This window comes from Vibrio sp. B1ASS3 (assembly GCF_905175355.1).
Classification (GTDB): Bacteria; Pseudomonadota; Gammaproteobacteria; order Enterobacterales; family Vibrionaceae; genus Vibrio; species Vibrio owensii.
Genome location: NZ_HG992742.1, coordinates 2,093,169 through 2,116,558 on the forward strand (window position 1 = coordinate 2,093,169; position 23,390 = coordinate 2,116,558).

The window sequence follows — 23,390 nt, forward strand, 5'->3', positions numbered from 1 at the left end:
CGGTGAAAGATACGGTGGAGTCTTAAGGTCTTAACAAATAAGCGAATCAATCAAGGAAATTAGCGTGACCGAAACAGCATTTAACGACCCTTCTTGGCTACGACTCAGCATCTTTATTGGTGTTTTGTTGCTGTGTACCCTGTGGGAGAACAAGCTACCGAGAAAGCAGTTGACCGTCGACCGTTCATTTCGCTGGTTTAACAACCTCACACTGGTCGCGCTAAATAGTGTCGTTATTGCCGTTGTCATGCCTATTGCCGCTTTCCAAGCTGCCATCATTGCGTATGAAAACCAATGGGGTCTACTCAATGCACTCGCCTTGCCGACTTGGTTAAATGTGCTGATAGCCGTTGTGTTACTCGATCTCATCATTTATCTACAGCATTTAATTTTCCATCGCGTTAAACCGCTGTGGAAGCTTCACCGCATGCATCACGCTGATCTGGATATCGATGTCACAACCGGAACACGATTCCACCCGATAGAAATCATTCTCTCAATGATTGTAAAAATCGCTGCTGTTTTCGCTTTGGGCGTGTCTCCTGTTGCCATCGTGGTATTTGAAATCGTATTGAATGCCAGCGCGATGTTTAACCATAGCAATGCAAAGCTGCCACTACCTTGGGATTCGAAGTTACGTAAATTGGTTGTGACGCCAGACATGCACCGCGTGCACCACTCTGTCATCGTGCGCGAGACACATTCAAACTTTGGTTTCTTCTTGTCGATCTGGGATCGTTTGTTTGGCACTTACCGAGCTCAACCGGAGTTAGGTCATGATGATGTTGTGATTGGTGTTCCAGAGATTCGCGACAAAGACGAGCAAAGATTGGATAAACTTATCACCCAACCATTTCGTTACAAGGAAAAGTCTTCCTCATGAGCAGTTCAATGAAAGTGAATGTGTTTGGAAAAATCATGCTTGCTGAATGCAAAGATGGGATTTGGACGCTTTATATCGATTCAGAAACTTCGATAAAGCGCCCAATCAGAGACTTTGTAGTGCCGCCCTTTCTCGATGAGGACGAGTTACTGACCTACCTAGATGATATGTATCACGAGCACGCGACCGCAACTCATCCCAATGTATTTCGGATTGAATAAAAACCGTTAGGCTTTAATCAAATCGCGTTTTTTGTTTGATTGGGTCACACCAACAAACAAACCGATAATCCCAAGAACAATTGAAGAGATGGCGAACACGCTCACATCTTGTTGCTTGTTGATGGCCGCGTACACAAACGCAATGCCAAAAAAGATTGCGCCAAAACTAAAGCCCGATAGCGCGGCAAAAACACCGAAGCTCGCCAGCTCCTTAAAGTTATCCATAACACTTCCCTGTTTAAAAATACGTAATATCGAATAAAACATTTACCGGAATATCTGACGTGAGTGGCGATGCTTTTGCGAATTCCACAGCCAAATTGATACTCCAATAGAAAACCCTAACAACAACGTTTGCCATTGCAGCTGTCCACTGCTCTCCAATACGCCCAATCCATAGTGCGCATAAGAGTTAAAGCCTACGCTGCTCAACATAATCAATAACAGTAAAACCAGCCCAGTCCGGCGGTGCCTAATCAGCAAATAAACGGCGAGTAAATCAAGGAGGCCAAGGGCGCTCCAATACATGTTTAACCAGCCTGGGGCAAAATCGTAAGGCAAAAAGCCATCGACAATATTGTCGTAAATGTGGATGACACCACCCACTGTCAGGCAAAGGCATAGGAGAAACAGTACGAATTTATCCATTATCGTTTCCTTTCCTTATCTGAATGAATGCGCAAAGCATATAGAAATCAGCTAAATAATTGTAATTTCGACGCCATTTTTGAGAGCGACAGTGCCTTTAAACCGTACGTGAGAGGTTGAAAGAACAACAATGGCTGTTCTTCCTTATCATTTCGCTCCTGATAAAAGCATAGCGTTTGGTTTGATGGTTCGCTTGAAAGCTTAGTTAACCTCTATTGGCCCTTTCTGTGCCTGCATCGTTATTGTGTATGGTAGGAATAAAGTATCAGCCAACGCTGAAAAAGCAGTATCAAACACAAAAAAAGGCACCCCATCCAGTTTGGACCCCGTGTTTTCTGAATAGCTAGGCTCACCATTCAACAAACACATGTTGTAATTCACTCCACTATAAACTCTTGGAATTTCCTTGCAGTAGCTCTGCTTCCCCTCATGAGCGATTCTCACATGATTGTTTGTTGGGTTTAGGGTCTCTATCGTTGCACAACCTTGCAACACAATGGCTGCCAATATGACGAGTCGTTTTTTCATGAACTTTCCTTGTTTGTACTTCCTTCGTGAGAATGATTTACGTATTTCTTTGCTTACTGCTGATACACGTGAGATGTGACGTTTGGATGTGGTTTAGAAGCTGCAACAATTCTCCAGTGAAATTGTCGGGAACGAGTAATAGTCGAACGTCAATCTTGTTCCCCCTCTTTAGCCTTCGCATCAATGAACACAAACTTCATCGAAGGCGGAAAGATAAAGGCATCATCACATCGATAACCTCTCAGCCACACACCATCATCCCGCTTACGCAGATACAAACCTCTGGGATAGGTCTCTTCCTGCTCAAGAGCCGAAGAAGCGAGCGTTATGTATTCGTCTTTTGTGAGCGAAATACCTTGAAGTAACAAGTATGGTGCGACGGCGAGCGGACAAGGCTCTAGCCCTTTCAGGCCAGCATGAGCAAGAAGCTCAGCCAGCGTTGCGCCCCCCCCAATTCCGAAGGCGTTGTTACCAATACAGACACTATCTGGCCACGTTGTTTGGTTTGTATCATTTGGTCTTCAAACAGCTGTAAGGCAAACGGATTTAATTGAATACGTTGTTCTTTGAGTTCTTGAAGCAACTCTGCATTCGTGCGATTACCAATTTCAACGTTCACTTCATTGCTCCAAGGCGGATAAACTCACGAACCTGCTCTAACGCACGTTGAAAAACAGGGTGCGCACAAGAAGAAATATCTTTTGTCACCTCATGCCAAAAGAATTCGAAATCATGCCCACCATCATCTTGAGTGTGGAAGACCCAATGTTCCGGCAACACTTCACATTCACACAAAACGAAATGCCAACGCTGCTCTTGAAACCCACTCTCCCAAGCCCCTAAGTAGATTGTGTGATATACCAGTTCGATGCCCGACTCTTCTGCCAATTCTCTTTTTGCCGCACTCAAGAAGTCGCAATCGAAGAGTTCAACAGTGCCTTTCACCAACTGAACGCCCGCAAGAGGATGTTTGAAAAGAAGAATCTCACAGTTTTGTTTTCGCAACACCAGAGGACACACTTTATCGACCAAAGAACCATTCCTCATTTTGTTGGCATTTTTGTGTTGCGGGATATTCTAACAACCCTAAATTGACAACAAAGCATTAACAAATGCTAATGACATATTTATCCCGTATCGTTAATCAATTTGCGATTTGGGTCACTCACTCTTGGCGTCAAAAAATAAAAAGGCAGAGCGATTGCCCTGCCTTTGGTCGTATTGGAAGTTCGTTTGGTCTCACCTAATGCTGGAGCAACTCACTTTATGCAGTTCGTATTTATGCAGCATCGCTTGTTGATGCCCTGCGATGTCTGCAACTTGCTCTGAGCTTTCGACCATGGATTCTAATTGGAGTTTGGTGTGCTCACCTTGGTCAGAAATGTGTGTAATAGCTTGCGACACGTCTGCCGTTGCTCGCTCTTGCTCTTCTGTCGCAACAGAAATCTGTTCGACACGTTGTTGGATATGCTGAACCGCTTCGTTAATGTCTGAGAATGCCGATTTCACTTCATCACTCGATTGCATTGCGTAAGACATTTCCTCACGTGAGTCATTTACCGCTTTACGTGAGCGTTCTGCCGCAGCGACTAACTCATTCATCATTTCACGAATATTGGTGGTCTGCTGCGAGGTATCACTGGCTAGCTTGCGAACCTCATCGGCGACTACCGCGAAACCTCGCCCTTGCTCCCCTGCACGCGCCGCTTCAATCGCCGCATTCAAAGCAAGTAAGTTGGTGTTATCGGCAATGCCGCTGATCATATCCACCATCTCACGAATCTGTTTTACTCGTTGGTCGAGTTCAATCATGGAGTGTTCATTGATGTTGAGTGAGTTTTCTAGTGATTCCAAACGCTGACGGTTTTGCTCTACCACAGCAACGCCTGTCACTGTGTGTTCCGTCGCTAAATACGAATCTTCGGAAGAGGCATTCGTCACCGTCGCGATCTCTTTAATCGATGCTTCTAACTGAGTAATGGTCGTCACCATGCTCGCCAGCGCTTCATTCTGCACAGTTAAGCTTTGATTGGTTTGCTCAGCCGCATCGTGGCTTATCTCAGCGGTTTGGTACAAGGTTTCGCAGTTACGCGTAACGGTTGAAATCGAATCGTGTGTTGAGTCGATAACTTGGTTAAGTTTGCGTGCGACTTCTTTAAGTTCAAACGGGCCAATCTCTTGCGCTTTATCTCGGAAATCATTTTCCGTTAACGCGGAAAGACGAGTAAGGATGTTTTTCAAACCTCGATTGATCCAAGTGCGAAGGCCAAACCAAGTCACTAACACTACGAGCGAGATAACGCCAGCGGCAACAACAACCATCAAACTGACGTTTTGAATGGTGCTGTGGACAATGGTTTCACGCTCATCAATCAGAGCAGAGGCGGAATTAGATACTTGGTCGAGCAAATACATGGTTTCGTTTGAGAGTTGAGAGGCACGTTGAAACTCGACCTTTTGCTGTTCGCTCTGTTCAAGTTTCGCCAAAATCAAACGCAAAACCCCTTCATCTTTGAAGCCAGCCTGTACCATCTCATAAGGCGCAGTTAGGCTGGCGAACTCTGTCACTTCCGGATGCCATTCTTTGAAGTCATCGTAAGCGAGGTTAATACCAGCGATACGGTTTCGCATTTCTCTGTATTCTTGCTCCGCTTTCTCTAGCTCGGTTTGCATCATCATGACCAAGAAGGTGCTTTCCATCGAGCTTGCAGACGCAATGAAGCGATTTGCCGCATCACTCGATTCAGGGTTGTCGTTGCTTAGAAAGGAGCTGATACGGTTCATCTCTGGGCCAATCGAACTTAAGCCATATCGAAACCCACCAACGGCCGAGTTAATGTCGCTTTGCATCTGAATCACCGCAGACTGTTTCGATAAAATGGAATTGGTGACTTGATGCAACTCAGCAACGTTTTCTTTGAGCATGCTTGATAGGTCTTCAGCTACACCTGAAGTTTGCTCTATGAGCCCGTCACTTTGCTGTGCTAACTCTTCAATTTGAGAAGTGATAAGAGGAAGTTCATTCGGGTCGGTGATTTGCATTCCATAGTTAAGCAGTTTGACCTGCTCTAAAACGTTCCTTGTGAGTGTCGCATTTGCCATTGCCATGGGTAACGCTTTTTGAGACAACTCTTCAAATTGTTCGCCAATCTGTTCCATTCCTTTGAAACTTGAGACAGAAAGGGCTATAACAAGTGCGATGATAGTTAAAAATGTTGCACTGATAGTCTGAATCAGTGAAAGAGAAAGGCGTAAACGTTTGCGCTCTGTCATAATCAATTTATGTTCTTTCTTGGTTTTGAATCAACTTTCCGTTTGTTCGTCACATAAGTGAGACAAAAACGTGATTTTCAGCCCATAGTAGGGATTGGTTATGACACTAATATTTCAGTTTTAAGTCATGGAGATGACCTGTGTACAAAGTACGTCGTATATTTTTCCCTTTAATAATCAGTACGCTACTTAGTGCGTGTTCTTCTGGCCCAGCCCCAGAAACACAAGTAAACGCCTCCCTTCCAGTCAACCAACTTCTGTCCGACAATCAGGACTTGTTTCAGTTTTTTAATGAATGGGAAGGCACGCCCTATCGTTTAGGCGGTACAAAGAAATCAGGCATAGACTGTTCTGCGTTTGTACAAAAAGCCTTTGTCGAGGCATACCAAATGTCATTACCGCGAACAACGCGCCAACAGTCTAAGCAAGGTGTTGAGATGAGTTGGTCTGATGCGCAGCAAGGCGACTTGGTGTTTTTCAAGACCCGTAGAAGCACATACCATGTCGGTATCTACTTGGGTAATAAGCAGTTTATGCACGCTTCCACATCGAAAGGCGTGATCATTTCGAGAATCGACAACCCGTATTGGGCATCGAAATTTTGGCAAGTAAGAAGAGTTACAATGTAACCCTTCTTTGAATAGGAATGACGAGAGATTGGAATCAGTCGTAGGTCGCGACAGCTGTATCGAACAAGTTCTTCACCAACGCGATGTATTCATCTAAAAAAGCGATCTGCTCATTGGTCGCTTTTTTCGTCCACACACCCGCAAGCACTTCACCCAAATCTTCTACTACCGCATCAGCTTCTTTTAGTAACTTAAAGCGCACACTTGAATGCAATTCTGGGTTTTGTTCGAATATCGCCATGATGTTCGACGCAACCATGTCAGTCACGACATCTTCAATGCTTTCTGATCCTGTGTCACCGATTTCAGACGTGAAAATATCTAAGTTAAGTGACAAGTGCTCGATTAGAGCGAGATATCCATCGGTTTCTACAACCACTGTTTTTCTCCGTTTAGTGCAAGCCTTCGAAGCTGAAAGCGAAATAGTTTCAATAGTAAGACATGCCGAGAAAATTTCATTAACTTATTTCATATTAATAAGCATTGATGCGTTAACTGAATGGTTTTCAACCAATTAGGTTAGTCATCTTCGTGACAACAGGTTTGATTTCGTCCATTTTCTTTAGCGCGATATAACGCAGCATCGGCACTCTTAAGCCATTGTGTGTGACTCTCGAAGTACGATTTATACTCGCAAACGCCAATACTTATCGTGTAGTTAATCAAAAAGTCTTCAACTTTCACGATTTCTTGCTCGATTCGCTTTCTTAAACGCTCTGCAAAATAGCTCGCCTGTTCTTGATTGGTATGCGGCAGAAGAACGGTGAACTCTTCCCCACCGAAACGCCCACAAACATCACTACTGCGTGCCGTTTTACGCAATAAGCTAGATGTACGACGAATCACTTCATCGCCAGTGTGGTGGCCATAGGTGTCGTTGACCTTTTTAAAGTGGTCAATATCAAAGATCACCAACGAACTTGCCCCTTCAATGACTTTAAGTTGGGCAAACTCTTCTTTCAATGACTGCTCCCAGTACGCACGGTTAAACAATCCCGTGAGGCCGTCTTTACGACTGATTTCAGAAAGATGTTGGTTAGTTTCTCTCAAGTGAATACGGTTACGCGCGGTTTCTGAGACATCGTTGATTTGAATCGCAATGTGGCTCACTTCTCCTGAGAGGGAGCGCAATGGCGTGATCACAATGTCTTGGAACATCAGGTTGCTGCTGTTTGAAACCGGCGAGAAGTTGTTGAACTTAAAAAGATATGGTCGGTTTTCCCAGCTAGAGAATGAACGCGCCTCTAAATCCGCCGACGTTTTCAGCTTGGTCTCTAGCCATGTTCGGGGGAGATCTTCAAAGTGATCAAATAAGCACTCACCTAAGATGTTTTGCGACAAGATACCGCTGTAAGACTGCATGAAACTGTTCCACACACAGACTTTATACTCTTGGTCGAGTACGATAAGTCCAGAGTCCATGGTATCCAGAATTTGGGTAACCCAGTGAAAGTCTGCTATGTCCAGCGTGATTTCGGACATTAGATTAACTCCATGATTTCATAGATGATTTCTACGGATGATTTATCTATCAAAAACAGAACTTCACACTCAAAGTCGAGTGCCTCTGCCATGTAGGTGTATTCGATGGTAAAGAGTTGGCCAGCTTCGCCCTTTTCTTCACTAAAAGGCGTAATGGTTTCAATGATACCTGGCTGACGTAGAGAGAATTGCTTATCCAGTTGGTTACCTAAAGACGTTAGGAAAGAAGAAACCAACAAGTTAGACACGTTTAAGATGATTTCATTGTGTGGCGTAAACTCTAGTAAATACCCCAACCGCTCACCGATTTGGTTGATGTCTTTACCGCGCAAACAAACCAATGCTTCACCGTGGATACCGCCACCGACAAATCGCTGGGCAACCGCCACAGAACTATCACGCCCGATCACATCCACCAGCGTCATATGAAGCTCGCCATAAGACAGCGGCCCGACATGAGGCACAGGAAGTTGAATAAATTCGCGCAGATGGTCCGCCATGATTGCCGCGCCTTTACCTAGCGCAATATTGGCTACCTCTCGGAACTTAGACAATGGGGTAATTTCTATGTTTGGCGTTGGTTCAATTTCAACACTAGAACTGAAGGCGTAATGCAACCCCAGACTTTCATACAAAGGAACGACTTGTTCTTCAGAGAGTGGTTTTGCAATAAAGTCTATTGCACCAAGATCCAAACAACGTTGTTTAGCTTCTTGCTGGACGTCACCCGAAACAATGACAATCTTGGTTTGATGTTGGCTAACAGGCAGAGACTCTAGTACCTCGAATCCGTCCATTATCGGCATCGTCAAATCGAGAAACAAAACGTCAATATTTTGTTCCGCTAGGATTTTTAACGCCTCGTGACCATCTTGGGCTTCGAGAAGGTGCAATGATGTATCTTGTACGATGGATCGGGAAATCAACTTTCGTGCGACTGCCGAATCATCACAAATCAGTATTTTCATGCCACCAATGGAACTAAAGTCAAAAAAATAATAATACTCGTTGTATCTCAATAGCTCCATATGTTAAGTCGATAAATCATAGAGTTATAGGCGACATGATTCACACTTATGCACATTTTTCACTATGACCGACGTATTTATTGTCGAAGTTTGCTCAAGTGCGCGTCAATCTTCCGCCGTTTATCCTAAACTATTGTTGGTCAAATAGATGAGCGAGGTTTTGTATGTGGCAAGCAATATCGCAACAGCTTTCTGATACCTTAATGTTTGAATATCAAATCACCGAGAAAGTGAAACTTTCAGGCGGCGACATTAGCGAAAGCTATATGATCAATGACGGAGAGCAGCGCTATTTCGTCAAACTTAATGATCGGGATTTCTTAGCCAAGTTTGAAGTAGAAGCGGAAAGCCTTCACCTTTTGCGTGAAACCTCTACTCTATTTGTCCCTGAAGTCGTTTTAGTCGGTAAAACTAAAACGCACTCGTTTATTATTCTTAATTACCTCCCAACCAAACCGCTTGAAGATGCCAGCAACAGCTTTAAGTTTGGCCAACAACTGGCTCGCCTTCATTTGTGGGGTGAACAAAAAGAGTTCGGTTTCGACAGCGATAATTATATCGGGTCGACACTCCAGCCAAATCAATGGCACAAGAAATGGTGCGTCTTCTTCGCAGAGCAGCGTATCGGGTGGCAATTGCAATTGCTGAAAGAGAAAGGCGTATCTTTGGTTGATATCGATGACTTTATTGACGTCGTGAAACAGCTTTTAGCAAATCACTCACCTCAGCCTTCTCTTCTGCACGGTGACCTGTGGAATGGAAACGTTGCACTGACCCCTGCAGGACCTATTAGTTTTGATCCAGCCTGTTACTGGGGAGACAGAGAATGTGACCTCGCCATGACCGAGTTATTTGGAGGCTTCCAACCAGATTTTTATCAAGGATATGAATCAGTTGCACCACTTTCAGCTGGCTATGAAGAACGTAAAGATATCTATAATCTCTATCATGTTCTTAACCATTGCAACCTGTTTGGCGGACATTATCTGGAACAAGCGCAATCGATAATTAAGAAGATAATTTCTTATTGATTTGGAAGGAAAAGATCATTGCTGAGTGTAAATTTTCGACGCACATCACTCTAGAGAAAGACCCCAAGCCCAACGTTGGGTTTGGGGTCAACTTTTGTACTTATTTCGACTCAATTAGCAACAAGACCACCTAATATTCTAAGTAACTCGGCTTACGTTGTATCTCTAACCCTAAGAGACAAGCGAGTAAATAAGGGCTGTATTTTCTCTACAATAAAGTATTAAAAGCCCTGCAATACTAGGAGTTTTTGTATGCAAAATTACACTGAAAGACATGTGAAATGTCCCCACTGCGGGCACTCAATCGGCATCACTCTCGATGCAAGTAATGGTAACCAAGAGTTCTATGATGACTGTCCGGCTTGTTGTCATGCGATTCACCTCAACATGAAAGTTGATGAATTGCAGCAAAAGGTCGAACTGTTCATCGACGACAACTACGAGTAGGAACTCACATCCCCCCCCTAAAAACAGAAGAAACAAAAAAGGAGCCTAAAGTGCTCCTTTATTATTTTTACCCTGTTACTTTTGCCTAGTTAAACAGAGTTAGCTATTCCTGGCAGAACTAAAGCTGTTTCGCTGCCAATACACGTTCTACCGTATCAACGATGGCTTGTGTTTGTGGATCGAATTCAACGTTGATTTTTTCACCCACTTGGCGACGACCAAATAAGGTTCTTTCGAGCGTTTCCGGAATTAAGTGTACTGAGAAACGGTTGTCTTCAACTTCACCAATGGTCAGTGAACATCCATCTAAGCCAATGTAACCTTTCGCAAGCACGTACTTCATCGACTCTTCTGGCAGCGTAAACCAAATTGTTCGGTTGTTTGGCGTATCAATGACATCTGCAATTTCTGCCATCAAGCTAATGTGACCAGACATGCTGTGACCGCCGATCTCATCACCGAACTTTGCTGCGCGCTCAATGTTGACGCTATCGCCTGCCGCCAATTCGCTTAGGTTGGTCAGCGCAAGTGTCGCTTGCATTAGGTCAAAGCTGATTTGCGATCCTTCGATTTTCGTTACGGTGAGGCAACAACCGTTGTGCGCAACAGACGCGCCAATTTCAAGACCTTCATTTAATGCGCCTTCTATTTCAACTACGTGAGTTTGAAAGCGATCTTTCTTGTCGATATGAACGACTTTAGCCGTACCCTGAACGATTCCTGTAAACATTCTTTTTACCTATTTGTTAGAAGCGACTGATAGCCAAGCTAAACGACCGCCGAGTGTTTTTACAATCGTCTATCAATTAACCAGAAATCCACATCTTGTGGGTATGGTATCTGAGCATACAATTGTTTATCATCTGCGCGGAGTTCCACCGAGGCATTTTTTCACCTTATAGTGACTAAAATCAACCATCAGATCAGTTCATCACATCTTTTGTCCTCGAGCACTCTCTTTCGATTCAAATTATTTCTTTTACAATATATTGTTCCGCTCTGGAGTATTTCGTGCATCGCTATAAAGAAGAAGCATCGAGTCTTATTAAATTAGCTACCCCTGTGTTGATCGCTTCTGTCGCGCAGACGGGGATGGGCTTTGTCGATACCGTAATGGCAGGTGGCGTCAGCGCGACCGACATGGCTGCGGTATCTGTGGCTGCAAGTATCTGGCTTCCATCAATTCTATTTGGTGTGGGTTTATTGATGGCACTTGTACCAGTGGTTGCTCAACTTAACGGTTCAGGTCGCCGCGTTAAAATCCCATTCGAGATCCAACAAGGCATTGTGCTTGCCCTACTGATCAGCATTCCAATCATCGGAGTGTTATTCCAAACCCAGTTCATTCTTGGGTTAATGGATGTCGAAGCAGCAATGACAGAGAAAACCATTGGCTATATCCATGCGGTTATTTTTGCTGTTCCAGCGTTCTTGCTGTTCCAAACTTTACGCAGCTTTACTGATGGTATGTCGCTAAAGAAGCCTGCGATGTTCATCGGCTTTATCGGCTTGATGCTGAACATCCCACTTAACTGGATTTTCGTTTACGGTAAATTCGGCGCACCTGCACTAGGCGGTGTGGGCTGTGGTGTTGCAACCGCGATCGTCTACTGGGTGATGTTTGGCTTACTGCTTCTTTATGTAACCACTTCTGCACGACTAAAAAGCATTAACCTGTTTGGCGAGTTCCACAAGCCTCAACTGAAGGCTCAAATTCGTCTATTCAAGCTGGGCTTCCCTGTCGCAGCGGCATTGTTCTTTGAAGTGACGTTGTTTGCGGTGGTTGCGCTTTTGGTCTCTCCACTCGGTTCGATCATTGTTGCCGCGCACCAAGTTGCAATTAACTTCTCTTCACTTGTTTTCATGCTACCAATGAGTGTGGGTGCGGCAGTGAGTATCCGCGTTGGTCACCGTTTGGGTGAAGAAAACGTTGATGGTGCACGTGTTGCTTCTCGCGTAGGTGTGATGGTTGGTCTTGCTCTTGCGATGATGACGGCAATTCTAACTGTTGTGTTCCGTGAGCAAATTGCCCTGCTTTACACCAATAACCCTGAAGTTATCGAACTGGCAATGGTGCTACTGCTGTTTGCAGCAATTTACCAATGTACCGATGCGGTACAAGTTATTGCGGCAGGTGCTCTGCGCGGTTACAAAGACATGCGCGCGATCTTCAACCGTACCTTTATTGCGTACTGGTTACTTGGTCTGCCAATCGGCTACGTATTAGGTCGTACAGACTGGATTGTTGAGCCTATGGGCGCACAAGGCTTCTGGCTAGGCTTCATCATTGGTCTATCGTCGGCAGCGTTCCTACTAGGTATTCGCTTGCGTTGGATGCACCGCCAAGACCCAGAAGTGCAGTTGAATTTCTCTCAGCAATAATTCAAACTTCGACTATCAAATTTTAAAGCCAGCGAACGCTGGCTTTTTTGATCTCTCCCGCGCGTCACAAAGTATACTTATCTAAGTGATTAAAAAGGAAATGCTGTGAGAAGTTCACTTGTTGCTACGGCGCTTTTATTATCGACAAGCTTACTCACTGGGTGTAACGAATGGTTTAACCCAGAGAAAGCGGTATTCGAAAAATACAATCAACGCTTGGCTAACGTGTTAGACGCATCAGAATCTGACCTAAAAGCTTCCCCTGCTGTCACTGTTCCTGAGAAAAGAGAACTGTTTCAAGAACTCCCTCGCCTGTCACTTGGCTTACTAGAAAGTTATCAATTGCGTCAATGTGGCCTGTTCAACTTGCTTGCAGAAAAGAACTCGCAACTGGGTAAAGTTCAAGACGCCTTTTACGATTTCGACTATCAAACCAATCTACTCAGAACGCTGAATGGTTGTTTGAATGATTATCCATTAAGTGATGAAGAAAGCACAAAACTTAACGGTTTGTACGATCAGAAATGGCATCACCTCACCGTACATCTCGACAATATGTTGCTGACTAGCGATGCCATGCGCAAGCAATTAACCGGGTCTGAATGGTTGCCGATGGAGAGCAAAGACCAAGTTGCCCACGTACGAGACGCTTTCCTTGCTTTGGATGAAATCTACCAAACGCCCTATCGCACTCTTTCTCGCTTACCCGACGTAACCATAGTGAACTATCAAGAAGAGATTGAAAAAACACGTCTCGTTGGACGACTGTATTACACCTTGATTGATGCGACCCATTGGCTAGAACAAACCACACAAATGCTCGAAGCAAACCAAGACAAAATTATTTGTGGTGCTAACCGAGACACCACGCAGTTTCGCTATTTGAGAAACGTATTTCAGTCGATTTATGTCGGCGAGGTACAACCTTACATGGCGTTTGTCGACAGTACTTATCAGCAGCTCGATGGCGGGATTAACTTAGTCGAACAAAGAATGGCCGCACATGGTGCAAATTACGGTATTGAAAAAGCACATGACCAATTTCGACAAAAGACATTGGAGCATGTGCAATTCTGGAAAGACTTATTTAAACGCTGCGGTGTGAGTGTTGGCAATCAGTAGCTTCCGTTTATTGAGGAACTCGCTCTCTTAAGAATCGGGCAAATCGTGGTTTTCCATTATGGGTATAGCCGTTAAAACGAAATGTGATTGTCGAGCCGATTCGTGGCGGCGACTTTCTTACATCATCGGTAAAGCCACTGCCAATGTAAAACTCTGTCCCATTGCTCAAACGCACCAATAACGCTCCCATCATTCCCAGTAAACGTCCCGTCCCTGGTTTGTAACCGACCACTAAGGCTTCTGCATCTTCAAAACGTTTGAGCTTGAGTAAATCACTGCCTCTTCCTGCCTGATAACGGCTTGATACCTTTCTCAACATGACACCCTCACCGTCAGATTGCGAAATTTGGTCGAGTTGTTCGAACAAATGTTTCTCATCTTGAATTGCACGATGCTCAACGTACTTAATGTGGGGCGCGTCAATCGCAAACACCAAGTCCTGAATGTTGTAGTAACGTTTTCTATAATCACCCGCCGAATAAGGCATATCAAACAGCATGAAATCGATTCTTTGCCATGCACTGTCTACCGGTGTTCTGTCTAAAACCGTCTGCTGAACAAGATGGAAGTTACCTCGCCCCGCCCACAATTCGCCATCTAAAGGGTAATCAGGTAACACGCGGATAAACCAATCTGGCGCGTAGATACGATTCCCATTTCGTGTCACTAGATGTTGTCCCGTCCAGTACGCCCGAATGCCGTCAAGCTTTTCGCTATACCAGTATTGGGATACGTCTATTCCGTCTTGATAGGAATCGGCAAGTGAAACAGGTGGTAGTAAGTTGGGATCAGCTTGAGGCTGGGCGGAAGCTATTACAGCGAGGGCAATCAATGTCATTCTTAATGGCATGCGGGAACCTTGTACGAAAAAGCACCTCCATTGAACCGTACCTCTCTTTAAACGCCTAACCCACATTTTACGTTCTACGACTCAACGCAACACTCATAAGCAAATAAATGCAACTACATACATAAAGATCGGATCGAATTAGCATTTATAAACCCCTAAAACGATTCACTTTTTTGATTCTCATATTGAGAAAAACCAGATTCTCAATATGAAACATCGTTCTACGGTTATTTAATACCCTGTAATTAAAGGATTTTTTATTTGGCACGTTCCCTGCTCTATCCAAATCAGGAAATCGAATAAATGGAGAAAGCATCATGGAACTACGTAAACTTGAAACTACCCCAAATACGCTAACTATCGAATTTTTTGGTGACCTAGATGCAAAAGGCTGCCGTCAAGCACAACATCAAATTGATGAGGTGATTCACAGTGACGATCACAAGGAAGTAGAAATCAACCTGCAACACGTCCAATTTCTTGATTCTTCAGGGATTGGTGCCATTGTTTATCTATATAAGCGCCTAGTTGAACGTGAGCGTAGCATGATTATTGAAAACGTATCAGGACAGCCATTGGAGATCATGAGCCTGTTACGCATCAATCACGCTATCCCGGTCAATTCAAAAGGTCATTAAAAAAATACCGGTTAATACGGAGGTTGGCATGGTGAATCTTTTACGACAAAGTGTGTTTTGTAGTCTCGTTGTCGGCATGTTTGGTTGCTCAACGTTTAACTACCCTGATCACGGCAAGGGTGGCATGGCTGAAAGCTACCAAGATATTTCTATCGAGAATTATCAGTTTTCACCAGTGATGCCCGACGAGCCTCTTGGCCCTGAGCACGGTTTACGTTTCGATTGGCAGTTAACCAAGCTGCACTTGGATGCTTTGATTCAAGAAGGCGCACGCTGGTGTTTCCCTGCAGCCGTCGTGCAGGCACTTGAGAAACAAAACCGTATCGCTCGTGAGTTGGAAGGTGGACTACTCCTTGATGCAGCTAACGACATCGTGATTCAGCGCCGACGCCTAAACCAGCTTGAGCAACAGCTCGATTACGTATTGTCGCAAACTACGTGCAAACCACCACAAGACATAGAAGCATTGCGCAGTGACCTAAACATCGTTGCGGACATCTATGACCTTCTGAATGTAGACAACCAATTCGCTGTCGACTCTGCGGAGATCAACCCAAAATACATGGGACATCTTGCTGAGGCGGCTTATATCCTTCGTGACCATCCATCTTTATCTCTGGTCGTAACCGGACATGCAGATGCAACGGGCACACCGGAATACAACCAAAAATTGGCTCAAGACCGAGCTGAGCAAGTTAAGCGTTACTTGAACGTATTTGGCATCACCTCTGACCGTGTGCAAACCAAATCTGTGGGCGAAACACTGCCCCTTTACGAAGGGCAAACACCAGCGGTTCGTTTGACTAATCGCCGCGTAAGCATCGAAGTACTGAACGCCAATTCAGACACAAGCGCAGAAATGGGAGGCACACTATGAGAATCCTCAAAGCCATTACCACCCTACTGCTGCTGTGCTTAATCACCATAAATACAGCTTGGGCTGCGGAAGATGACGTGGTTAAAGTCGGCGACTTAGTACAAATCAACCTACCCGGTGAAGCATCTCTGAATAAAGGTTTTCAAGTTGATAAACGTGGTCGCATCAATCTGCCAGAAATCGGTCAGGTTTTTGTTGCGGGTTACAACGAAACTCAGCTTCAAAATGTCATCACCGATAACCTTAAAACTGTCTTCCGCGATGTAAGCAGCGCACGTGTGTTCATCAAACAACAACAACTTTTGATTTCAGTACAGGGTTACGTGGTTAAACCGGGCGAATATACGCTTCCATCTGGCTCCAATATTCAAATGTTCCTGTATGAAGCTGGCGGTCTACGTGCTGGTGCTCAGCTTGATAAAATCATCGTAAAGCGTGGCAACAAGAACATTGAGTTCGACTACAAACGCTTTCTCGATACCGGTGACGATTCTAAACTGCCAACTCTAGAATCATTGGACGTACTCTTCGTGCCTGCTTCACCATTGGTCGGTAATATTGAACAAGAATTCGATGCAGCGAAACTGGCAAACTCCGGCGACAGTGCCGATTCTGCTCGCGCAATTAAAGTGTTTGGTGAAGTAAACGCACCGGGCTCATTTACCTACAAACCCAACACAACACTTGTCGATGTGGTTATGCGCGCTGGCGGTGTGACTCGTTACGCTAGTGTTGAACAAATCCGTGTTATCACCAACAACACACCAATTATGTTTAACTTAAAGCGCTACCTAGATACAGGTGACCAGAGTCTGCTGCCTGAGATCCTTCCGGGTGCAACCATCTTTGTGCCAAAGCAGGAAGAAGAAATTAAAGCGGGCGCGAACGTGGTTTACGTGATGGGTGAAGTAGCTCACCCTGGCGCCTACGAAGGCAAAAAAGGCGCGAGCTTTATGGACATTCTTGCCAACGCAGGTGGTCCAACACGTTTTGCAGAATCTCGTCAAATCCGCGTTATCAAAGCGGATGGTGGTATCATCAATTTCGACTTAACCGCTCACACCGAAGGGCTGTCTAAGCAAAAAGTACCGACGGTTGGCCCGGGTGACGCGATCTTCGTCCCTGAAAAAACCGACATGAATGAAAAGTCATGGTTGAAGGTTGCACCAAGTCGTGCGGTCGCTGTAATGGGTGAAGTGGTTCGTCCCGGTCGTATCGAATGGTCAGACGAAATGGACTTGATCGATCTAATTGCCCATGTGGGCGGCCCTACTCGCCGTGCGGACACCAGTAAGATCGAAATCTCCAACAATGGTAAAGTGACCAAGTTTGATTTGGATAAATACATCCTACAAGGCTCACCACATTCTAAGTTGCCAAGGGTTTCAGCAGGCACAGTGGTTCGTGTTCATGCGTTACCAGACGATCCATCAGACAACAAATCACAGTGGGTCAGCCAAAGCTCTGATGCATCGATTTACGTGTTTGGTCAGATCAACGCGCCGGGTCGCTACCGCTTTACCAAAGAGATGCATTTCCTAGATATCTTGTCTGCGGCTGATGGCCCTACCAAAGATGCTGATATTCATAACATCCGAGTGACGCATCGTGGCTTGGGTTATGCGAAAGTGAGCAAACTTAACCTGTCGCTTTACTTTGAAACTGGCGACGAATCGATTCTGCCAGATGTGCGCCCTGGCGATACCATTTACATTCCAGAGAAAGACAAGAACTGGCTTGATCGCTCTAAAGAATCCACAGTTCGCGTGCTGGGTGAAGTACATGCACCGGGTCGCTATGTCTTCAATGACAACATGACCATTCTGGACCTACTTGCTGAAGCTGGTGGACCGAGTGACAGTGCCTACGTTGAGAAGATCAGTGTGGTTAACATGTCTTGCTGCCAAGGTCAGGCGCGTGTGTTTAACTTGGTTGAATTCAGCAAAACCGCCAACATATACGACCTGCCCGTGATTCGTGCAGGTGATACGATTTATGTTCCGCACAAAGACGAAAGTTTTGCCGAGAAAGCCCGTGCTGGTTTGCGTGACTTGCTACAAATCACCACCACCATCGTGTTAATAGGAGCGCTGTAATGACTATTCCTGCAACACATGCTGAGATTGAGCAAATCTATCTTCAAAGCGAACTCAAGGGCTACAGGTCAATTAGTGTGGTGGCTTGTCAGTCTGAAGATGGGGTTACATCTGTGGCTTCCGCACTGGCAGAGCGTTTGATTCTTGCAGGTCATAAAACACTTTATGTCGATCTGAACCTGTTCAAGCCCGCTTACAGCACGGTTCATGCTTTTGAAGAAGAAGAGGAAGAAGTTGGCCAACTGATCTCTCGTGAGGAAGACCATCAAACGCTGGTAGGGTTAACCGTCCCTTCCCTTGCGAGCACACAACTTGCCTATCGCGACCCAACCATGTTGCGAAAAGCGGTCGATAAGTGGCTTGAGCAATATGACCGAGTGGTCATTGATACTTCACCACTACTGAGCATGAACCGTAACAACATTCCAGCTCAAGTCGTTGCAGGCGTTTGCGATACGTGTGTACTGGTTGCCAGTTACGGTTCCACCACTACGAGCCAAATCGACCAAGCTAAAAAGCTATTAGAAACCAGCAATGCCAATCTGCTAGGCGCTGTGCTCAACATGAAGCACAACGCAGGTTTAAAAGACGAACTGATTCGTCATGTGAAAAAACTGCGATTTTTGCCAGAGAAGCTGAAAGCGAAAATATCGAAACAAATAAAAAATAGCGAATTATTTACCTTATAGGGAGCGCGCACTATGAATACTCAAACTGATGTAACGTTGGAGCAAGAATTGGTCGATGAGTTGATTCTTCAGCAAATGATCAAAGACACCTGTGCGGAAATCATGCCTACCTTAATCGAGCACTATATTGAGGAATCTCGTGAGCGTGTCGAAAAGATCCAGCAGGCACTCAACAGCCAAGACAAAGAAGCAATGGAGTTTGAAGTCCACACGCTTGGTAGCTCTGCACTTGCCTTGGGTAATCGCACTCTATCGCGTCACGCTCGCATCATCGAGAAATACTGTGTTGAAGGTGATGTAAAACAAGCCTTCGAGCTTTGCCAATCATTACCAGAATTGGCAGAACAGTCTTTTACCGCGCTAAACCAAAGAAAAGAACAAGGGTTTGAAGACTAACAACAAATTTCAGGGATTTAATTAACTAAAAAATAAAGAATTTTCTGCAATCCTCACAGCGTGTGCTAATACTTAAATATAAAGATTCTCAAAATGAGAATCGAAAAGAAGCCATCAGCTTGAGGCAAGAAAAACGAACTGATCATGACAGCATGAACCTCAAGCCGACTTTACGCATTAAAACAACGAATTGAAGAAAGTTGGGAAAGGATTATGAGACCAAGGGTGTTACTGGTAGAAGACTCTACTTCACTAGCCATACTTTATAAGCAGTACGTCAAGGACGAGCCTTACGACATCTTCCACGTAGAGACAGGGCGTGAGGCAATTCAATTCATTGAGCGCAGCAAGCCGCAACTTATCATTCTCGACCTTAAACTTCCGGACATGTCGGGCGAAGACGTATTGGACTGGATTAATGAAAACGAGATCCCTACTTCCGTCATCATCGCAACGGCGCACGGCAGTGTCGATCTCGCGGTCAATCTTATCCAGAAAGGCGCGGAAGACTTTCTAGAGAAGCCCATCAACGCTGACCGTTTAAAAACCTCAGTCACTCTTCACTTAAAACGCGCAAAACTAGAAAATCTCGTCGAGAACATTCAATCGACCTTCGATCGTCACAACTACCATGGTTTTATTGGCTCTAGCCTGTCGATGCAAGCGGTATACAAAACCATTGATGCGGTTGCCCCAACCTCTGCAAGCGTGTTTATCGTTGGTGAAAGTGGTACGGGTAAAGAAGTGTGTGCAGAAGCCGTTCACAGACAAAGCGATCGCCGAGACAAACCTTTCATTGCCATTAACTGCGGTGCTATCCCTCGTGATTTAATGGAAAGTGAAATTTTCGGTCACGTTAAAGGCGCATTTACTGGCGCAACCACCGACCGTAAAGGTGCAGCAACGCTTGCCCACGGCGGTACACTGTTCCTAGACGAACTGTGTGAAATGGAACTTGAGATGCAGAAAAAACTTCTACGTTTTCTGCAAACAGGAACCTACACCCCGCTTGGTGGCACCAAGGAAATGAAGGTGGATGTTCGGATTATCTGTGCAACCAACCGAGATCCATTGACCGAAGTGGAAGAAGGACGTTTCCGCGAAGACTTATACTATCGTGTGCACGTTGTTCCAATCGATATGCCGCCACTTCGCGAACGTGGTAGTGACATTGTCACACTTGCTAAGCATTTCTTAACCACATACGCGAAGCAGGATAAGAAGAAGTTCAGCAATATCGACAGCGAAGCCCAACATGTGATTAAGCACTATGACTGGCCAGGCAATGTGCGTCAGTTGCAAAACATCATTCGCAACATTGTCGTGTTGAATGACGATGATAAAGTGACGCTGGCACACCTACCCGCTCAACTGACTCGCAAGCCGTCGAAAGCACGCACTGTCACTCCACCTCATGTTGAAAGTGCTCAAGTAGCCGCGATAAATCCAGTCTCCACTACAACGCCAATGCAAGCACAACCATTAGAAAGTGCGCCTGTAGAAACATCTGCGCAACCGGAGTTCTCCTCAACTATGGTTACGAACGAAGCGCCTCCAGCAAGCCCTGCGGCGCAAGTGTCATCACCTTACTTCAATTCCGATGGCACCATCCGTCCAATGTGGAAAGTTGAGCGAGAGGCGATTCAAAACGCCATTGCGTATTGTGATGGTAACGTGCTTAACGCAGCGGTGATGTTGGAGCTTAGCCCTTCCACTGTGTATCGCAAAAAACAAGCGTGGGAAGCGGATGAAGCTAATCTCGAACAATCTTGAGATCCCGGTTGTCGGCGAAGTTTGGATTCTGCTGGATAGCCGTATTTACGGTGGTATTGAGAGCCATGTAGTCGAACTCGCCACTGGGTTGCAGTCCTTTCATGTTAACGTACGAGTTGTGTTGGTGGTGGAATACGATCCACCAGCACCACTTATCGACAAATTAAATCAGGCTCAAATCCCTGTGAGTTATTTGTGGCACCTATGCCCAAAGTCAGAGCGGTCAAAAACCATTCCAGTCAAACAAATCACTGGCGCGGTGGCCGAGCATCAACCCAGCGTTATTCACACCCATGGTTACAAAGCGGCACTGTTAGCTAGAAGCGCAAAGCTATTCACTCGTACTTTCCCCCGTTTAATCTCCACCTACCACGCCGGTGAAACACCAACGGGCAAAGTTTGGGCGTACGACTGGCTCGACCGATATTCCGCGCGGCTCTCTGATCACAGCTTTGCGGTGAGTCAGGCTATTCAAGACAAGCTCCCTACTCAATCAGAATTGCTCAATAACTTTGTTACGATTCCCGAACAGCATTGTCGCTACAAAGAAATCGCATTTGTTGGTCGCCTAAGCCATGAGAAAGGCGCAGACCGCTTCATCGATATTGCCCGCCAAATTCCTGATATCGAGTTCTCTATTTATGGTGACGGACCAGAAAAACCGAGACTCGTAGAAAGTGCCCCTAACAACGTGATATTTCACGGTCATCAAAGTGACATGGATGCCGTTTGGCGTAATATCAGCGTTCTCGTCATTTCATCGCGCTATGAGGGCTTGCCAATGGCGGCATTAGAGGCGATGGCTCGTGGTATCGTTGTGATAAGCCTTGACGTTGGTCGTCTTCCTGATTTGATCCAAGATGGTCAAAATGGATTCCTCGCCCACGATATTCCAGCGCTAACCGACAAGATCAATAACTGGTTGGAAATGAGTCATAGCGAACAATACCCAATGCGCCACAAAGCGATTGAAACCATCAAAGCGCACTATTCCTCTCGCAGCATCATTCCTATTCTGATTGAACGCTACCAAATTGAGAATCACACTTGATGCATAACCATTCTCAATTTGAGAAGTTTCGTATCTGATTTTCACACCCATTGCATTTCCCATTCAAAAACAGACACTTAAATCAATGGCATATTTTGGCATCTCGGTTGCAATAGCTAATCCAAACAGATTGGCTAACCGAGGTAACGACTATGACTACTCCAAAACGCATTCTTTACGTTCATTATGGTGATAACTGGATTCGCGGCAGCGAAGTAGTACTGCTTGACCTCATCACAAATATTGACCGCAACCAGTACCAACCAATTGTCTGGTCAAACTGCGAGCCTTTGATTGAGAAATGCCAATCTCTAGGCATCGAAGCGGAACATTCGAACTTCAGCCTTGTTGGCGGTTGGAACACACCTCGCTGGGACATCAGCGGCTGGAACGATTTGATCAAACAAGGCACAGCATTGATCGAAAAACACAACATTGACCTTGTCCACGTTAACAGCGGCGGCCCATGCCAATGGATGTGCCTAGCTGCTCGTATGAATCACATCCCTTTGGTAACGCAACTTCACTGCCACTACACCTTGCGTGACCGCTTCTCACTGGGTCTGCACCTGTCCCCAAAATTGATTTGTGTGAGTAAAGATGTGGGTCACGAGATTCTCAAAGATGGCTACCCAGAAGAACATCTTCATGTCGTTCATAACGGCGTGTCGTTGGAGAGTCACGATGCACCTATCGATGTCAAAGATCGTTTGGGCATTCCCCACCAAGCGTTCACCTTTATTTCGGTTGGGTCTCTCATTAAACGCAAAGGCTTTGACCGCTTAATCCAAGCCATGCGTATGCACAACTACCACCAACATAATCCACATTTGGTGATTGTTGGTGATGGTGAAGAACGTATCGCGTTGAAGCAGTTAGCCGTTGATTTAGGTGTGGAGGATCGTGTGCATTTTGTTGGGGAACAACACAACGCCGGAGACTGGATGAAAGGTAATGTAGATGCCTTCATCAGTGGTGCTTACGAAGAGGCATTTGGTCTTGTTCTTGGTGAGGCGGCACTCGCGAAGTTGCCAATCATTGCACCAAAAACAGGTGGTATCCCGGAGCTGTTTGAGCACAATCACAGTGCCCTATTGTTCGCCAATCACGGTATGGCGAGTCTGTTAAATGCGATTCAACAAATGATTCAAGACGCGCCGCTACGAAATAAGCTAGCCGAGAATGCGCATCAACACGCGAATCAGCATCTGACGGTTTCTGCTTCAGTCAAAGCGATTGAAGACATTTACCACGATGAACTGACTCAGAAAGAACTGACACCCATGCCTGTCAACCACTGCATGAAACCAATTTCGCGCTGGTTAAACATCAACTAAGGAGCTCAC

General features: G+C 45.4%; 25 protein-coding genes and 1 pseudogene. 15 read left to right on the forward strand and 11 right to left on the reverse strand.

All coding sequences use genetic code 11. The features are described from left to right. The first annotated feature begins 64 nt into the window (after positions 1-64). Positions 65-883: a sterol desaturase family protein gene (locus tag KJB05_RS09680; protein ID WP_005441536.1), complete on the forward strand. Its 819-nt coding sequence runs from the start codon at positions 65-67 to the stop codon at positions 881-883. Next, positions 880-1,104: a hypothetical protein gene (locus KJB05_RS09685; RefSeq protein ID WP_050566735.1), complete on the forward strand. Its 225-nt coding sequence runs from the start codon at positions 880-882 to the stop codon at positions 1,102-1,104. The genes KJB05_RS09680 and KJB05_RS09685 overlap by 4 nt, the downstream gene beginning before the upstream one ends. Before the next feature lie 6 nt (positions 1,105-1,110). Here the strand turns inward: KJB05_RS09685 and KJB05_RS09690 are convergent, their stop codons facing one another. From KJB05_RS09690 to KJB05_RS09715, 6 genes and pseudogenes are all read right to left on the reverse strand, one after another. Continuing rightward, positions 1,111-1,329, reverse strand: a complete 219-nt coding sequence (locus KJB05_RS09690) for a hypothetical protein (RefSeq protein WP_005441533.1) — start codon at positions 1,327-1,329, stop codon at positions 1,111-1,113. A gap of 42 nt (positions 1,330-1,371) precedes the next feature. Beyond that, positions 1,372-1,752, reverse strand: coding sequence for a hypothetical protein (locus tag KJB05_RS09695; RefSeq protein ID WP_020197396.1), 381 nt, complete (start codon positions 1,750-1,752; stop codon positions 1,372-1,374). A 201-nt stretch (positions 1,753-1,953) separates the two neighbouring features. After that, positions 1,954-2,280, reverse strand: coding sequence for a YceK/YidQ family lipoprotein (locus KJB05_RS09700; RefSeq protein ID WP_208444075.1), 327 nt, complete (start codon positions 2,278-2,280; stop codon positions 1,954-1,956). A gap of 149 nt (positions 2,281-2,429) precedes the next feature. Continuing rightward, positions 2,430-2,899, reverse strand: a pseudogene (locus KJB05_RS28945) (hypothetical protein). Beyond that, positions 2,896-3,312 (reverse strand): NUDIX domain-containing protein, encoded by a 417-nt coding sequence (locus KJB05_RS09710; protein WP_208444076.1) that lies wholly within the window; start codon positions 3,310-3,312, stop codon positions 2,896-2,898. Before KJB05_RS09710 ends, KJB05_RS28945 begins: the two are co-directional and overlap by 4 nt. A 207-nt stretch (positions 3,313-3,519) precedes the next feature. Continuing rightward, on the reverse strand, positions 3,520-5,553 hold the full coding sequence (locus KJB05_RS09715; RefSeq protein ID WP_208444077.1) for a methyl-accepting chemotaxis protein: 2,034 nt from the start codon (positions 5,551-5,553) through the stop codon (positions 3,520-3,522). Between the two features lie 140 nt (positions 5,554-5,693). Between KJB05_RS09715 and KJB05_RS09720 the strand changes: the two genes are divergently transcribed. Further along, positions 5,694-6,182, forward strand: a complete 489-nt coding sequence (locus KJB05_RS09720; RefSeq protein ID WP_208444078.1) for an NlpC/P60 family protein — start codon at positions 5,694-5,696, stop codon at positions 6,180-6,182. Positions 6,183-6,216: 34 nt separating this feature from the next. Here KJB05_RS09720 and KJB05_RS09725 read toward each other — a convergent pair whose 3' ends face one another. The 3 genes from KJB05_RS09725 to KJB05_RS09735 all read right to left on the reverse strand — a co-directional run bounded on the left by KJB05_RS09725 (position 6,217) and on the right by KJB05_RS09735 (position 8,632). Next, positions 6,217-6,561, reverse strand: coding sequence for a DUF3802 family protein (locus KJB05_RS09725; protein WP_005427720.1), 345 nt, complete (start codon positions 6,559-6,561; stop codon positions 6,217-6,219). Positions 6,562-6,701: 140 nt separating this feature from the next. Continuing rightward, on the reverse strand, positions 6,702-7,664 hold the full coding sequence (locus KJB05_RS09730) for a GGDEF domain-containing protein (protein WP_208444079.1): 963 nt from the start codon (positions 7,662-7,664) through the stop codon (positions 6,702-6,704). Next, complete coding sequence (locus tag KJB05_RS09735) at positions 7,664-8,632, reverse strand: response regulator (protein ID WP_009706071.1); 969 nt, start codon at positions 8,630-8,632, stop codon at positions 7,664-7,666. Before KJB05_RS09735 ends, KJB05_RS09730 begins: the two co-directional genes overlap by 1 nt. A 224-nt stretch (positions 8,633-8,856) precedes the next feature. Between KJB05_RS09735 and KJB05_RS09740 the strand changes: the two genes are divergently transcribed. Together KJB05_RS09740 and KJB05_RS09745 are read left to right on the forward strand one after the other, a co-directional pair. Then, complete coding sequence (locus KJB05_RS09740; RefSeq protein WP_009706070.1) at positions 8,857-9,723, forward strand: fructosamine kinase family protein; 867 nt, start codon at positions 8,857-8,859, stop codon at positions 9,721-9,723. 252 nt (positions 9,724-9,975) lie between these two features. Next, positions 9,976-10,170, forward strand: a complete 195-nt coding sequence (locus KJB05_RS09745) for a CPXCG motif-containing cysteine-rich protein (protein ID WP_005427574.1) — start codon at positions 9,976-9,978, stop codon at positions 10,168-10,170. 118 nt (positions 10,171-10,288) lie between these two features. Here the strand turns inward: KJB05_RS09745 and KJB05_RS09750 are convergent, their stop codons facing one another. Next, the gene (locus KJB05_RS09750; RefSeq protein WP_208444080.1) at positions 10,289-10,900 is read right to left on the reverse strand and encodes a riboflavin synthase subunit alpha; all 612 of its coding nucleotides are present in this window, start codon (positions 10,898-10,900) and stop codon (positions 10,289-10,291) included. Positions 10,901-11,181: 281 nt separating this feature from the next. Here KJB05_RS09750 and KJB05_RS09755 point away from each other — a divergent pair, with 281 nt between their 5' ends. Together KJB05_RS09755 and KJB05_RS09760 are read left to right on the forward strand one after the other, a co-directional pair. Then, a complete protein-coding gene (locus KJB05_RS09755; protein ID WP_208444081.1) occupies positions 11,182-12,552 on the forward strand; it encodes an MATE family efflux transporter in 1,371 nt (456 codons plus the stop codon). 105 nt (positions 12,553-12,657) lie between these two features. Next, on the forward strand, positions 12,658-13,674 hold the full coding sequence (locus KJB05_RS09760; RefSeq protein WP_208444082.1) for a DUF3080 domain-containing protein: 1,017 nt from the start codon (positions 12,658-12,660) through the stop codon (positions 13,672-13,674). Positions 13,675-13,681: 7 nt separating this feature from the next. Here KJB05_RS09760 and KJB05_RS09765 read toward each other — a convergent pair whose 3' ends face one another. Next, the gene (locus tag KJB05_RS09765; RefSeq protein WP_005440958.1) at positions 13,682-14,524 is read right to left on the reverse strand and encodes a DNA ligase; all 843 of its coding nucleotides are present in this window, start codon (positions 14,522-14,524) and stop codon (positions 13,682-13,684) included. A gap of 317 nt (positions 14,525-14,841) precedes the next feature. Here KJB05_RS09765 and KJB05_RS09770 point away from each other — a divergent pair, with 317 nt between their 5' ends. The 8 genes from KJB05_RS09770 (at position 14,842) to KJB05_RS09805 (ending at position 23,381) form a co-directional block, all read left to right on the forward strand. Further along, positions 14,842-15,162 (forward strand): STAS domain-containing protein, encoded by a 321-nt coding sequence (locus KJB05_RS09770; RefSeq protein WP_005440957.1) that lies wholly within the window; start codon positions 14,842-14,844, stop codon positions 15,160-15,162. Positions 15,163-15,190: 28 nt separating this feature from the next. Then, positions 15,191-16,039, forward strand: coding sequence for an OmpA family protein (locus tag KJB05_RS09775; protein ID WP_020198006.1), 849 nt, complete (start codon positions 15,191-15,193; stop codon positions 16,037-16,039). After that, positions 16,036-18,135, forward strand: coding sequence for an SLBB domain-containing protein (locus KJB05_RS09780; protein WP_208444083.1), 2,100 nt, complete (start codon positions 16,036-16,038; stop codon positions 18,133-18,135). The genes KJB05_RS09775 and KJB05_RS09780 overlap by 4 nt, the downstream gene beginning before the upstream one ends. Beyond that, entirely contained in the window at positions 18,135-18,824 is a 690-nt protein-coding gene (locus KJB05_RS09785; protein ID WP_208444084.1) for an AAA family ATPase, read from the forward strand. Before KJB05_RS09780 ends, KJB05_RS09785 begins: the two co-directional genes overlap by 1 nt. A gap of 12 nt (positions 18,825-18,836) precedes the next feature. Further along, a complete protein-coding gene (locus KJB05_RS09790) occupies positions 18,837-19,220 on the forward strand; it encodes an Hpt domain-containing protein (protein ID WP_208444085.1) in 384 nt (127 codons plus the stop codon). A 213-nt stretch (positions 19,221-19,433) separates the two neighbouring features. After that, on the forward strand, positions 19,434-20,993 hold the full coding sequence (locus KJB05_RS09795; RefSeq protein ID WP_208444086.1) for a sigma-54 dependent transcriptional regulator: 1,560 nt from the start codon (positions 19,434-19,436) through the stop codon (positions 20,991-20,993). Beyond that, positions 20,968-22,044 carry a glycosyltransferase family 4 protein gene (locus KJB05_RS09800; RefSeq protein WP_208444087.1) on the forward strand — a complete coding sequence of 359 codons (1,077 nt, stop codon included), beginning with the start codon at positions 20,968-20,970 and terminating at the stop codon, positions 22,042-22,044. Before KJB05_RS09795 ends, KJB05_RS09800 begins: the two co-directional genes overlap by 26 nt. 152 nt (positions 22,045-22,196) lie before the next feature. Beyond that, positions 22,197-23,381: a glycosyltransferase gene (locus KJB05_RS09805; protein ID WP_208444088.1), complete on the forward strand. Its 1,185-nt coding sequence runs from the start codon at positions 22,197-22,199 to the stop codon at positions 23,379-23,381. Positions 23,382-23,390 lie beyond the last annotated feature (9 nt).